This is a genomic window from Peptoniphilus harei (genome assembly GCF_016726485.1).
Lineage (GTDB): Bacteria > Bacillota > Clostridia > Tissierellales > Peptoniphilaceae > Peptoniphilus_A > Peptoniphilus_A harei.
The window spans coordinates 1,184,597-1,197,862 of the sequence record NZ_CP068103.1; the positions used below are offsets into that span (position 1 = coordinate 1,184,597).

Here is a 13,266-nt window from a genome sequence, read left to right on the forward strand (position 1 = left end):
AAAAAATGGAGGATGTTATGAAGATAAGAAATAAAATTTTAACAGCGGCACTTTCTCTTGCCCTTCTACCTGGCTTTGTTTTTGCCAAGGAAGGCGAAGAGATTGTAACACTTGGTGCCGATTTAAAGGAAAGTCAAAAAAGTGAAATGCTTCGTGAGATGAATGCAAGTGATGATGCAAAGATCATCGAGGTAACTAATGCAGAGGAATACAAGTATCTTGGAGATGTCTTGTCATCGAAGGAAATTGGCAAGAGGGCAATTTCTTCTGCTATTGTTAGATATGAAAAAGCAGGAAGTGGACTAACTATTGAACTCTCAGACAACATCAGGGTTGTAAAGGAAGATGCCTTTATCAATGCTCTAAACACTGTAGGCATTGAAGATGCTGATATTTATGTAACTGCACCGGGAAAGGTAAGTGGTACTGCAGCCTTAACTGGAATTTTAAAGGCCTATGAAGAAAACACTGGCAAGGAATTACCAGAGGATCTAAAAAAGGTCGCCAATGAAGAGCTTGTTGTTCAAACAAAATTATCTGAAGAGCTTGGCGATGAAAAGACTAACGACATAATTTATGAAATTAAGGACGCCATGGCAAAGAATATGCCAAAGGACGAAAAGGAAGTTAGAGTCATAATCGAGAATGTTGTTAACAACTACAACATCAACCTTACAAAGAGCCAAGAGGATAAGCTTGTTGGACTATTTAACAACATGAAGAATGCTGACGTTGACTGGAATAGGATGGCTGACACAGCAGTTAAGTACAAGGACAAGGCTTCAAAGTTTTTAAACTCTCCAGAAGGAGAAAAGGCTGTAGAAAATACGAAGAGCTTCTTGGAAAAGTTAATAGACTTTATAGTTGGCTTGTTTAAATAAGAATTATGAGTGGAGATTCACCCAAGGGTGGATCTTTTTTTATTACAAAAATCCAAATAAAAAAATCCGACTTAATCGGATTTTTCATAAATTAAAACTTGTTGTAGTGAACCTTTGAAGAAACGTCAAATTCTTCGTGGTCCTTTGTGCCTGATTTTTTGTAGCCAATTGGGATTAGGCATTGGGCCCTGTAAGGTTTTTTCACTCCGAAGTTTTCTGCAAAGTATTCTTCATAAGAAATCTTGCCGGCAGTGTTTCCTTCTTTAACGTTGATCCAAGAAGATGAAAGGCCTTCCTCTTCAAGTAGAAGTTGTAGGTAAGCTGCTGTTAGCGATGCTTCTTCCACCCAAGTCTTACAAATTTCTGTGTTTGCAATAACTATTACTACTACTGGAGCTTCTTTTAGGTAAAGAGTTGCAAAGGAATCCATGTTGGAAAGTTCTTCGATTTTTTCCTTGTCGTCAACTACTATGAATTCTACTGGATGGGAGTTGCCGTTGCTTGGTCCCATGGAAGCGTACATTAAAAGTTCTTCTAACTTTTCTCTGTCAACTTCCTTGTCTTTATATTTTCTAACAGTTCTTCTTTTTAAAATTAATTCTTTTAACAAAATATCACCTCTCCTATCATTTTACCACAAAAAAGCTTATAGAGAAGCGTGTGAAAATATATTCATAATATTCTTAAAAGCTTATAATAAAGAGTGGAATAAGATTGAAAATAAGCCAAAGGGAAAAATATAAAAAATTCTGAAAATATTTTCATAAAAGCGTTGACAAATATACTTATCTAAAGTACAATATACATGAAGTGAAAACTTCATCATCTTTTTTCTTCCCTTAGAGAACAGTTATTGGATACATAAGCTGTTCTCTTTTTATTTGTCTAAATTTAAATTTACTTAAGACTTGTAGAGGGGGGTTTTTAATTTAGTGAAATTTAAAAGATCTCTCTATAGAAAATTTTTAGTATATATACTTCTTTTCCTATATTTTTCAAAAATTTACTTTTCAAAAACTTCAGTTAAGGCTTTGCAAGTCCACAAAGTTTAATTTTATGTTTAATCCAACAAAAAACATATTTTAAATAATTTTGTACCATCACAATTGAATATGAACTTATAAAAGAAATCTAATCTATCTTTAATTGTAAGCTTATAAATTTTTCTATTCTATAAAAAAAATAGAAACTTATATAGTCAAAGGACTTCATAAAATTTTATTAGCTTATGAGTCTATAAGAAAGTAATGATTTTTTATAAAGTCATGGATTTTTGCTATTTTTCATGATTTTTATAAATCTAAATTAATATATCAACTTATGTGCTTATATGAAATCGAACGAATGTTGCAAGATTGTTACAGGGAAAAATTCTTTGTAACAGAAACTTAAAATAGAAAACCTGTTATATAGATGACTTTGATATATAATAAGGATGAAGGTGATAAAGATGAAGATTTTTAAAAAGACTTCATTGATTATTATCTCCTCAGCATTGATTTTGACAAGCACTGTATCTGCAAGAACTTTTAGAGACACAAGAGGCCACTGGGCAGAAGCTTCAATTGACTTTATTACTGACAAAAAGCTTATGTCTGGTTACCAAGATGGGACTTTTAAACCTAATGAAAACATGTCGAGAGCAGAGTTTTATGCAACTGTTAATTCTTTAGCAGGCTATGATAAAACTTATACTGTGACTTTTTCTGATGTAAGTACATCTGATTGGTTTTACAATGATGTAGCTAAGGGCATTAAGGCAGGTTACATTAAGCCAACTACTGGTAGGCTTAATCCAAATAGGGAAATTACACGAGAAGAAGTTGCAGAAATTCTTGGTTATGTGTATTCGCTATCACCGAGGGAAGGTTCAACAAATGAGTTTGGCGATAGGGCAAGGATAAGCCCATCGGCAAGGGGCTATGTAGGCGCCCTTGTGGACGCAGGGATCTTGAGAGGTTACTCTGATGGTAACTTTTATCCCACAAGATCAATTAGGAGATCAGAAGCTGCTACGCTTTTTAGGTCAATGATTTCTAATTACAACTATCCACAAAAGAAAGCTCTAAATAATAGCAAAATTAAATTTGGGGGCAGAAATCTTTACGAATAAGACAGGCAACTGTCTTATTTTTTTGTATAAATTTGTTGGAAAGGATTTTAAAGTCTAAAAATTAATTTATTAAGATATAATTTCTTACTTGTAAAAAATAATAAAAAATACCAGAGGAAATAAAAATTCCCTCTGGTACTTAGTTAAGCTTTATCCTATCATGATAAATTTTTTATAAATTTTATAGATTGAAAATATTTTACAGGTTTCTAAAATAGTCTAATAATATTTCTGAAGTTTCCTTGTCGTAATTTTTTATAACTTTGAGGTCCTTATACATATCAAAGCCGCCGGCTCCTGTGGCCCTGTAGTTATTCATTACTAGTGAAAACTTGTCGGAATCTTTTACTTCTTTACCATCAAAGAAAATCTTGCCAATTCTCTCGCCAACTTTTTGTGTAAGGTCCTTTTCAAAGTCTATGCCATAGAAGTAGTCAAAGTTGTAATGCTCTTCCTTTGGCTCTAAAAACTTCTTTGATATCTTATAGGACCCATCATACTCGATGTAGGAAAAGTTTTGTTCTAGGGCTTCTCTAAGACTCTTGCCGTCGATTTCAAGCACCACTGTTGTGTTAGGAAACCTGTATGTGTTTAGGACGTCTCTTGTGGTCAAGTTCTTCTTTAGACCTGAGATGACATTGGCAAAGGAAGTGATAGAAATATCTGCTCCTGTGTAGTCCAATTGGATCTTGTTTATTAGGTTTGCAAGGTCTGAGCCATGAAGGGCCATCTTAATCCTGTTCTCTGGCATGTAGTCACGGCTCAGTTCTGCTATTGGTTGGTCGAGATAGTCTTGGACTTCTTCTTCAACATCACTATATTTTTCTATAAGGAAGTTTGATCCAAGCCTTGGCTCAATAAAGGAAGCCTTCATTTCTTTTCTTGCAAGGTCAACTTCCACAAGGGCAGCCTTAGACCCATTGGCTGGCGTCTCAATGGCAAGGGTATTGCCAATATAACCAGCGATCTCCATGTGTTGGTGGCCTGCCAAGATTATATTGAAGTCCAATTCTTTTGCAATTTTTCCTCCAATATTTTCTGTGGTTTCTGAAAGTTTTTTGCCACTTTCTAGGTCGATTTCATAACCTCCATGGTAGATTAAAATATTAAAATCTGTCTTTTCTTTTTTTAGTCCTTCAAGGGCCCTCTTTGCTCCTTCAAAGGCATCTGTGATTTCAAAGTTCACGAGATTTTCTTTTCTCTCCCAGAGATTTACCCAATCGGTAACAACCCCAGTAATCCCAATCTTGTAATCGTCAATTTCTTTTACATAATATGGGTCAAATTTAATCTTACCAGTCTTGTCTCTTACATTGGCACAAACTAGTTTTCCCTTCATGTTTTCTACGTAAGTCCTTAGGTAATCGTAGCCGTAGTTGAAGTCGTGGTTACCAAGAGTGTAGTAGTCAACATTTTGCATCATGTCTGCCACTACATTAGAGTTTAAATTTTCTTTTACATAGTAGGCGAAGGAAGATCCCTGAAGGATGTCTCCTCCGTCAGTTAAGATTGTCCTCTCGTCTTTTTTTATATTATTTAAAAGTGAAAGGTAGCCTGTATTTTTTTCTTCCCTATCGAGATAATCTGTTGGGAAAAAATATCCGTGCAAGTCTGATGTGTGAATTATTTTTAAAATCATTTTTCACCTACTAGTCTTGCTCTTATTTTTGTTGAGAAGTACTCAATAAATAAGACAAGAAGGATTAGTCCTAAGAGGATTGCTCCAACTTCGCTCCACTTGTAGGAAGTGATGGCGAACATAAGTGGTGAACCAATACCACCTGCTCCAACAAGTCCAAGGATTGATGCGTCTCTTAAATTTATGTCGAAACGATAAATTGTTGTTGAGGCAAAGTTTGCAAAAAGCTGAGGAATTATACCAAAGCGAATCTTTTGGAAGGTTGTTGCCCCAATGGAAGAGAAGGACTCAAGTATTGCCTTGTTTAGGTTCATGATGTTATCTGAAAATAATTTTGTAAGCATACCAATAGATGTAAAGGACATAGTCATAAGGCCTGCAAAGGGTCCAGGTCCTGTTACCCTAATAAACATTAGACCATAAACAATAGCTGGGATTGTCCTTATTAGGATAATAAACATCCTAACAAGATAAGCCACAGGCGCTGGAACAATGTTTGATGATGCCAAAAAGCTAAGTGGCATGGCAATTATTGCCCCTACAAGGGTACCTAGGAAGGCTATACAAATAGTTTCAAGTAAAAGGTAAGGAACTCCCTTCGTCGTTAGGTTAAAGAGCATGTCCTTGTTGGGATTAAAGATTCCCTTGATAATATTTTTGGCTACTCCCATTCCATCTTTTGTTGCAGATTCAAAATTAATTACAGAAGATGACCAAACTATCATAAATAAAATTACAGCTACAATCATTATGATATAGCCATGATTTTTTGGTTCTGATTTTAGTTTTTCTATTACTTTTTCTGACATATTAATTCAACTTTCTTCTAAAGTGAGCACTGATATTTTCGATGACAAATACTGTTATAAGTAGCATCAAGAGAATCATGCCCACACGGTTGTAGTCTCTCCAGTTAATGTTTTCGTTAATAAGAAGTCCCAGTCCACCGGCACCAACATAACCAAGGATGGCAGCGTATCTCACGTTACCTTCAAAGTTATAAAGGGCAGTTGATAAATAAAAGGGAAGGATTTCTGGCACAATGGATTTGAAAAAAGGCCATAGTCCTAGTGAAGCCCATGGAGATCATTGCTTCAAAGGCTCCCATGTTAACTGTTTCAATTTGCTCATAAGTTAGCTTTCCAACATAGGAGAAGGAAAATAAAAATATGGCAACTGTACCAGCAAAGGCACCAAGTCCAAAAATATAAGTTGCAATAAGTGCAGACACAAGTGTTGGAATGGTACGAAGGATTGAGAAAAGTAACTTAACAATCCAGTTTATGACCTTGTTATTTACCATGTTGTTTGATGCCAAGAAGGCAAAGGGCATAGCCAAAACTGCTCCCAAGAAGGATCCCAAGAAGGACATCTTTATTGTGTCAAAAAGTGGTCCCACTATTGAAGGGAAGTAGGAAAAGTTTGGCTTAAACATTGGAGATAAAATGGCAAAGAGCTTGTGAATATTTTTCGAGAGAGTTGCCATTGAAAAGTTCGTAACTCTTACAGAAAGCATGGTAAAAAGAAGCAAGAGAATAAGGATAGGTATAGTCAAAGTCGGCTTCTCATAGACTTCCTTACCAGACTTTAGGGTGTGTTTTTTTGGTTTAAAGATTTTGTAGTAGAGGCTCATACTTCCTCCAATTTTATTTCTTCAAAGGAATCTCCATAAATAGATTTTAAAACGCTATCGTCCACATTCTTGGCTGGTCCATAATAGATTACCTCTCCGTCACGAACTCCAAGAACAGTTGTGGCATATTCAAGGGCAAGCTCAACGTGGTGGATATTTAAGAGGATAGTGATTCCAAGATTTTCGTTAATCTTTTTAAAATAATCCATAACCTGTCTTGCTGTGACAGGGTCAAGACTTGCAACAGGTTCGTCAGCAAGGATAATGCTTGGGTTTTGGACAAGGGTCCTAGCAAGAGCAACCCTTTGTTGTTGTCCACCAGATAGGTTGTCAGCTCTTTCAAAGGCCTTGTCAAGGATGTCAACTTGCTCAAGAGCTTCAAGAGCCTTTATCTTACATTCCTTTGGATAAATTCCAAATAGGGACTGGATGGGATTTAAATCAGGTACAAAAGAAGACATTACATTCTTGATAACAGAAATTCTTTCAACAAGGTTAAAGGATTGGAAAATCATCCCAATATTTCTCCTAAACTTGCGAAGTTCTTTTCCCTTTAGAGATTTAACATCAACTCCATCAACAGTAAGAGTCCCTGCATTAATGTCGTGCATCTTATTTATAGTCCTAATTAGGGTAGATTTACCGGCACCAGACCTTCCTATTATGGCAACAAACTCGCCATCCTCAATAGTAAGGTTTATATCTTTTAGGGCCTTAAATCCACCAGGATAAACTTTATCTACATTCTTAAATTCAATCATAATTCTCCTCATAAAAAAGAGCTTCTAATGAAGCCCTTTCTTAATTTTTAAGTTCTCTTAATAATTTTTGTGCTTCTCTTTCGCCATCATAGTTCTTGTCATCAGCAGCTTTGTAACCTTCGTGGCTGTAGATTGCTATGATTTCTTTACCTTCTTCGCTTTCACCGATTTCTATGAAAGATTCTTGAAGGGCTTTTTTGAAGTCATCTGTCATAATTTCTGAGTTTTTAGAAACTGAAATTGTATCGTTGTAAATTTTATCAGTTACACCAATTACATTAGTTTCATCCCAGATAGACTTAGTCTTGCCAAATTCATTTTGCCATTTTTCAGCATTGTCTACTCTAACATCAGCGAAACCTACCATAATATCAACTTGGCCAGAAGCAAGTCTTGCCATAGAAGATGGGTAAGAGTCAGCTTGAACAACTGAAGGAAGATCAGTTAGACCCTTGTCATAGTTCTTTTGTAGCCATAGGTAAGGGTAGATGTAACCAGCAGATGAAGATGATCCCATTACAGACCATTTAGCACTTGCAAGGTCTTCCCAAGTTAACTTTTCTCCATTATTTACTTTTGCAGCAAGTTCTTGACCCTTTTCAGAAGGACCAGCAATTACAAGTGATCTATAATAGTCAACTTGTTCTTCAGCCTTTTCTGTAGGCTTCTTGTCGTTCCATTCCTTTGGATCTTCAGAATCAACAGAAAGACCCTTTCTTGTTGCAGTAAGAAGAACTTCAGCACCATCATCGTAGATAGCATAAGTTCCACCAGGAATAAATCCAATATCAACAGAACCAGCACTTAGGGCTTCACCAGTTGATTCATAGTTTGTACCAACTGTGATGTCAATGTTTTTAACATCGTAACCTTTTTCGGCAAGCTTAGTCTTTAAAACTTCTTTAAGTGGTTCAGTCTTAGTTACTATTTCGTCAGGTTCCCTAGAAGGAACGAATTGGATTTTTAAATCCTCGATTACATTGCCATCTGCATCAGCTGTTGCCTCTTTCTTGTTACCGCCACAAGCAGTAAGAGTCATTAGCATTGCAAGTAGCAATACCAACCATGTTTTTTTCATATAATACCTCCAAAAAATTCGTGGGTAATCCCACAGCAAAATCTTGTCAAATGTATTATACCAAATAAACAAAAAATATAAATTAAAGACTATAAAAAAATTAAAAATTATGACCAATTATTCTTAATTTATTAAATTGAGACGACATATTTAATTTGATATAATTTTCCTAAAGGAGTGACACAATGAGCATTATAGTTAAAATAGATGAATCGAGATTCCCAAACCTATCAAGGGGAAGCTTTGAAGATAGAGAGTACCACTTTAAGGGCGGCATAGTTGGCCAAAGAGTAGAAATAAAAGCAAGAGGAAAAAAATCAAAAAAGGCAAAACTTCTTAGCATAATAGAAAAATCAGACATAGAAATAGAAAGCCAATGTCCTCATTTTGAAAAGTGTGGCGGTTGTACTTACCAAACCCTAACTTATGAAGATGAACTTAAATACAAAAAAGGATTAATAAAAAATTTATTTAAAGAAAATGGAATAGAAAGAGAAATTGAAATCATTCCATCACCAGTCCACAAACATTATAGAAACAAAATGGAATATACCTTTGGCGACGAGTACAAGGGTGGGCCACTTTCACTTGGACTTCACGTGAAGAATAGATTTCACGAAATAATAAACACTACAGACTGCAATATAGTTGACCATGACTTCAATACAATAAGGACGGAAGTGAGAAACTACTTCGAAGACCTGGGCGAAGTCCAATACAACAGAAAAAGACACGAGGGATTCCTCCGTCACCTCCTAATAAGAAAGGCAACAAAGACTGGAGAGATAATGGTACTTCTTTCAACATCAAGCCAAAGCAAGCTCGATGAAGAAGCCTTTATAAAATTCTTATTAGACTTGGACTTAGAAGGACAAATAGTATCAATCTATCATGTGATAAATGATGCCCTATCAGATGCCATAGTCCCAGAAGAAATGAAACTAATTTACGGCAAGGATCATATAGAAGAAGAAGTCCTTGGACTTAGATTTAAAATAAGCCCCTTCTCCTTCTTCCAAACAAACACGAAATCAGCAGAAGTCCTTTACAAGATGGCTAGAGAAAAAATTGATGCCAAAGACAAATTGGTCTTTGACTTGTATTCAGGAACAGGAACAATCACCCAAGTCTTAGCAGAGTCAGCCAAAAAAGTTATAGGAGTAGAAATAGTAGAAGAAGCAGTAGAAGCAGCAAGAGAAAATGCAAAATTAAACGGCATAGACAACGTGAAATTCATAGCATCAGACGTCTTAAAAGTCTTAGACGACCTAGACAAGAACCCTGACCTAATAGTCCTTGACCCACCAAGAGAAGGAATAAACCCAAGAGCCATAGAAAAGATAATAGACTTTGACCCAGAAAAGTTTTTATATATATCTTGCAACCCAGTAACCTTAGTAAGAGACCTTGGAGTCTTTAAAGAAAGAGGCTATGAAATAGAAGAACTAGAGATAGTAGACCAGTTCCCAAAAACCTCTCACGTCGAGACCATAGCGTTGATACAAAAGATATAAATTTAGAAATCCTGCATTTTAAGCAGTTTTATAAGCATTTTGTCTTCGATAAAGATGAAGAAGGATACGTCAAAAAGACTCAAAAAAACTACATGAACGTAAGAGTAGTTTTGCAACTGGTATGAGGAAACACAAAAAATATAATTAACCCATTTTGTACTTTCTACAAGAGTAGCTTATAAGGCTGCTCTTTTTTTATGAAGAAAGGATAATATAACTTTAGACATATAAATCTAAATATTTGTCCCATAAACGTAGAAATACGTCCCGATTTGCGATATAATGATAAAGAAATTAGGAGGTATGGCAATATGAAAAAACAAAATGTTTTGAATTTAATAAAATACCATGTGGAAAGGAATGAAAATTCCTTTAGAAATGAGGCTATAGCAATAGCAAGATATTTTGATAGCATAGGAGATTATCAGTTATCTGAATATATTATGGGGTTAATATCTGAATCAAATTTATATTCACCACAAAGTAGTGATTTTGAAAGTGAGTTTTTAAAGCAAGTTGAAATAAGAAATTTGGAGGCTTTAAATTTACCGCTTGAAATAACAGAGGATATAAAAGGTATTATTAATGCTGTAAATTATAATATTGGTATTAATAAATTTTTATTTGAAGGATTACCGGGAAGCGGAAAAACAGAAGCAGCAAAAAATGTTGCAAGATTGTTGGATCGCTCTCTTTTTAGAGTGGATTTTGAAAATTTGATAGATAGCAAGTTGGGACAGACTAATAAAAATATAGTAAAAGTATTTAGAGAAATAAATATGCTTCCAAATGCAAATAAGGTTGTGGTTTTATTTGATGAAATTGATGTTATTGCTTTAGATAGGATTAATTCTAATGATATTAGGGAGATGGGAAGAGTAACATCTACAATTTTAAGAGAATTAGATAGATTAACAGATCTTAATAAAGAAATAGTGCTTATTGCAACAACTAATATATATTCAAATTTTGATAAAGCATTAATTAGGAGATTTGATGCTGTTATTAATTTCAATAGGTATAGCGATGAGGATTTAATAGAAGTTGCTGAATATTACTTTTCTTCTTTTATCAAGAATTTTAAAGGAATATCAAAAGACACAAGATTATTTAAAAAGATATTGAAAAAAGCAAAAAAAATACCTTATCCTGGAGAATTGAAAAACATTATAAAAACATCACTTGCATTTAGTGATGTTGATTCTGAGTATGATTATTTTAAGAGATTATATAATAGCTTGATAGGAGATCTGGATCACAAGGATATAAACCAGCTTCATGAGGAAGGCTTCACTGTAAGAGAAATAGAAAAATTAAAAGGAGAGTCTAAAAGTTCTGTCTCAAGAAAGTTAAAGAAGGAGGAAGTAGATAGTGAATAATGTCTTGGAATTAAAAGGGAAACGCTTTGTACAAGCCAGTAAAAATGGTAATCGTGGTGGTGTATCCATGAATGGGAGGATGGAAGTCAGTACAGAGCATTTATTAAGATTAAAAGCTCAGCTAATCCAGATTAAAGAATTTTGGGATAAAGAAACAAAACCGTTTGAGGGTATTTTGGTTAGTGTTTATTATAATAAGATTGTTGCGAAAAGTAATCGAATTGCTGGACTTTTTAAAGGGACAAATTCTAATGAAGCAATTGTTGGAGCAAAATTTAATTCAAATCAGAGTAAGCATATAATAACATATTTTCTTGATGAAGATGATTTAACTAAAAGTATAGAGTTAATTGTAAATACTTCAAATATATTATCTCAAAAATTTAGAGGAAATATCAGCAAGAGCGAATTTAAAGACAAAAGTATTGTTAATTCGGAGGTTTTTAAAAAACTTTCTGTAAGTATGTCTACATTTAAACAGGTGATTGCAGATGTATCGTATATTGATTCTTTTGAGGTAGAGTTACCTACGATAGATATAAAACAGAGTATTATAACTTTGTATGATGTAAGAAAAGATACAAAATTATTATTTGAAAGATTAGGGATAGATATTTTAAGTAGCCGAATTTTAGATAATCAAACTGTTTACTTAGACGAAAAGCAGGTAGAACTACTTTTAGTAAAAGCACCTTATCTTGTTTCAATGGCAACCGTTGATTTGTCAAGTTTATCACCTGATGATTTTACCAATGAGCATCAAACAAAAATGATAACTATACCATCCCCAACTATTGAACCAACAATTGGGGTGATAGATACCTTATTTGATGAAAGTGTTTATTTTAGTGATTGGGTTGAATATCATGATATGGTCTCAGAAGATATACCAAAAAATCCAAAAGATTATAATCATGGGACAGCAGTATCTTCCATTATTGTTGATGGAGCAAGATTAAATCCTTGGCTGGATGATGGCTGTGGAAGGTTTAAAGTTAGGCATTTTGGAGTAGCGGTAGGTGCTGAATTTTCTTCATTTTCAATAATAAAGAAAATAAAGAGTATTGTGGTAAATAATTCAGATATAAAAGTCTGGAATATTTCACTTGGTAGTAATCAGGAAATTAATGACAACTTTATTTCTGCTGAAGCTGCAACATTAGATAAAATTCAGTTTGAAAACAATGTAATATTTGTTGTGGCAGGGACAAATAAACCAAGTGCAGATATAGTAAAAATAGGATCTCCAGCAGATTCTGTTAATAGTATAGTTGTAAATTCAGTTAGTAAGAATGGTCTGTCTACTAAATATGCTCGTAAAGGATTGGTATTATCTTTTTATGCAAAGCCTGATGTGAGCTATTATGGTGGCAGTGAAGAAGAGTACATTAGGGTTTGTGAACCTTTAGGGGCTGCGAGTGTTGCTGGTACTTCTTATGCTGCACCGTGGATTGCGAGAAAATTATCTTATTTAATTGATGTGATAGGATTTAATAGAGAAGTTGCAAAAGCCATTATTATTGACGCTGCAAGAGGTTGGGATGAAAAACCGACTCCTGAGGAAGTTGCTTTATATGGGCATGGACTTGTACCAATTCATATAAACGATATTATTCAAACAAAAGATGATGAAATAAAATTTGTGGTATCAGACGTTAGTGAAAAATGGAATACTTATAGCTATGATTTTCCAGTGCCTCTAAAGGATAATAAGTATCCATATATTGCAAAGGCTACTATGTGTTATTTTCCATTGTGTGATAGATTGCAAGGTGTTGATTATACAAATACGGAATTAAATTTACATTTTGGGCGAATAGGGGATGATAAAAAAATCAAGGATATTAAGGGGGATAAACAGAATACGGAAGATACTTTAGAGGGAGAAAGAAATTATCTTTTGGAAGGTGAAGCCAGAAAGCAGTTTAGAAAATGGGATAATGTAAAGTATATCGCAGAGAGTGCTACAAAAAGAATGATACCAAAAGACTCTTATAGAAATAAAAACTGGGGTATGGAAGTAAAGACAAATAACCGATTAGCTCCTCAAGATGGTATAGGAGTTAGGTTTGGTGTTGTTGTAACACTCAAAGAAATGAATGGAGTTAATAGAATTGATGAATTTATCAGAAGTTGTACATTAAATGGTTGGTTAGTAAATGAAATCGATGTTGTTAATAGAGTAGATATTCACCAAAAAGTTAATGAAGAAATTAAGTGGGAATAGTATTTGTTTTTTTGCACTATCGACAGTAAATGGAATGGTAT

12 protein-coding genes are annotated in these 13,266 nt (G+C 34.3%); 5 read left to right on the forward strand and 7 right to left on the reverse strand.

The features are described 5' to 3' along the window. Positions 1 to 17: 17 nt before the first annotated feature. Entirely contained in the window at positions 18 to 881 is an 864-nt protein-coding gene (locus I6I93_RS05485) for a DUF1002 domain-containing protein (protein WP_112889751.1), read from the forward strand. Between the two features lie 91 nt (positions 882 to 972). Here I6I93_RS05485 and I6I93_RS05490 read toward each other — a convergent pair whose 3' ends face one another. Next, positions 973 to 1,491, reverse strand: a complete 519-nt coding sequence (locus I6I93_RS05490) for a nitroreductase family protein (RefSeq protein WP_070702670.1) — start codon at positions 1,489 to 1,491, stop codon at positions 973 to 975. An 840-nt stretch (positions 1,492 to 2,331) separates the two neighbouring features. Here I6I93_RS05490 and I6I93_RS05495 point away from each other — a divergent pair. Further along, on the forward strand, positions 2,332 to 2,994 hold the full coding sequence (locus I6I93_RS05495) for an S-layer homology domain-containing protein (RefSeq protein WP_112889752.1): 663 nt from the start codon (positions 2,332 to 2,334) through the stop codon (positions 2,992 to 2,994). Positions 2,995 to 3,193: 199 nt separating this feature from the next. On the opposite strand, the gene I6I93_RS05500 is transcribed toward I6I93_RS05495, so the two are convergent. Genes I6I93_RS05500 through I6I93_RS05520 form a run of 6 tightly spaced genes read right to left on the reverse strand, consistent with a single transcriptional unit; the run spans position 3,194 to position 8,105 of the window. Further along, positions 3,194 to 4,633, reverse strand: a complete 1,440-nt coding sequence (locus tag I6I93_RS05500; RefSeq protein WP_112889753.1) for a bifunctional metallophosphatase/5'-nucleotidase — start codon at positions 4,631 to 4,633, stop codon at positions 3,194 to 3,196. Further along, a complete protein-coding gene (gene phnE / locus I6I93_RS05505; protein ID WP_112889754.1) occupies positions 4,630 to 5,442 on the reverse strand; it encodes a phosphonate ABC transporter, permease protein PhnE in 813 nt (270 codons plus the stop codon). The genes I6I93_RS05500 and phnE overlap by 4 nt, the downstream gene beginning before the upstream one ends. A gap of 1 nt (position 5,443) precedes the next feature. Continuing rightward, entirely contained in the window at positions 5,444 to 5,617 is a 174-nt protein-coding gene (locus I6I93_RS09230) for a PhnE/PtxC family ABC transporter permease (protein WP_407673023.1), read from the reverse strand. 13 nt (positions 5,618 to 5,630) lie between these two features. After that, complete coding sequence (locus I6I93_RS05510; RefSeq protein ID WP_236587160.1) at positions 5,631 to 6,266, reverse strand: PhnE/PtxC family ABC transporter permease; 636 nt, start codon at positions 6,264 to 6,266, stop codon at positions 5,631 to 5,633. Beyond that, positions 6,263 to 7,027 (reverse strand): phosphonate ABC transporter ATP-binding protein, encoded by a 765-nt coding sequence (phnC, locus tag I6I93_RS05515; RefSeq protein WP_112889755.1) that lies wholly within the window; start codon positions 7,025 to 7,027, stop codon positions 6,263 to 6,265. The genes I6I93_RS05510 and phnC overlap by 4 nt, the downstream gene beginning before the upstream one ends. A gap of 40 nt (positions 7,028 to 7,067) precedes the next feature. Then, entirely contained in the window at positions 7,068 to 8,105 is a 1,038-nt protein-coding gene (locus I6I93_RS05520; protein WP_112889756.1) for a phosphate/phosphite/phosphonate ABC transporter substrate-binding protein, read from the reverse strand. Between the two features lie 185 nt (positions 8,106 to 8,290). Here I6I93_RS05520 and rlmD point away from each other — a divergent pair, with 185 nt between their 5' ends. From rlmD to I6I93_RS05535, 3 genes are all read left to right on the forward strand, one after another. Beyond that, a complete protein-coding gene (rlmD, locus tag I6I93_RS05525; RefSeq protein WP_112889757.1) occupies positions 8,291 to 9,619 on the forward strand; it encodes a 23S rRNA (uracil(1939)-C(5))-methyltransferase RlmD in 1,329 nt (442 codons plus the stop codon). A gap of 311 nt (positions 9,620 to 9,930) precedes the next feature. Continuing rightward, on the forward strand, positions 9,931 to 10,998 hold the full coding sequence (locus I6I93_RS05530; RefSeq protein ID WP_112889758.1) for an ATP-binding protein: 1,068 nt from the start codon (positions 9,931 to 9,933) through the stop codon (positions 10,996 to 10,998). Continuing rightward, the gene (locus I6I93_RS05535; RefSeq protein ID WP_112889759.1) at positions 10,991 to 13,225 is read left to right on the forward strand and encodes a S8 family peptidase; all 2,235 of its coding nucleotides are present in this window, start codon (positions 10,991 to 10,993) and stop codon (positions 13,223 to 13,225) included. The genes I6I93_RS05530 and I6I93_RS05535 overlap by 8 nt, the downstream gene beginning before the upstream one ends. The last annotated feature ends 41 nt before the right edge of the window (positions 13,226 to 13,266 follow it).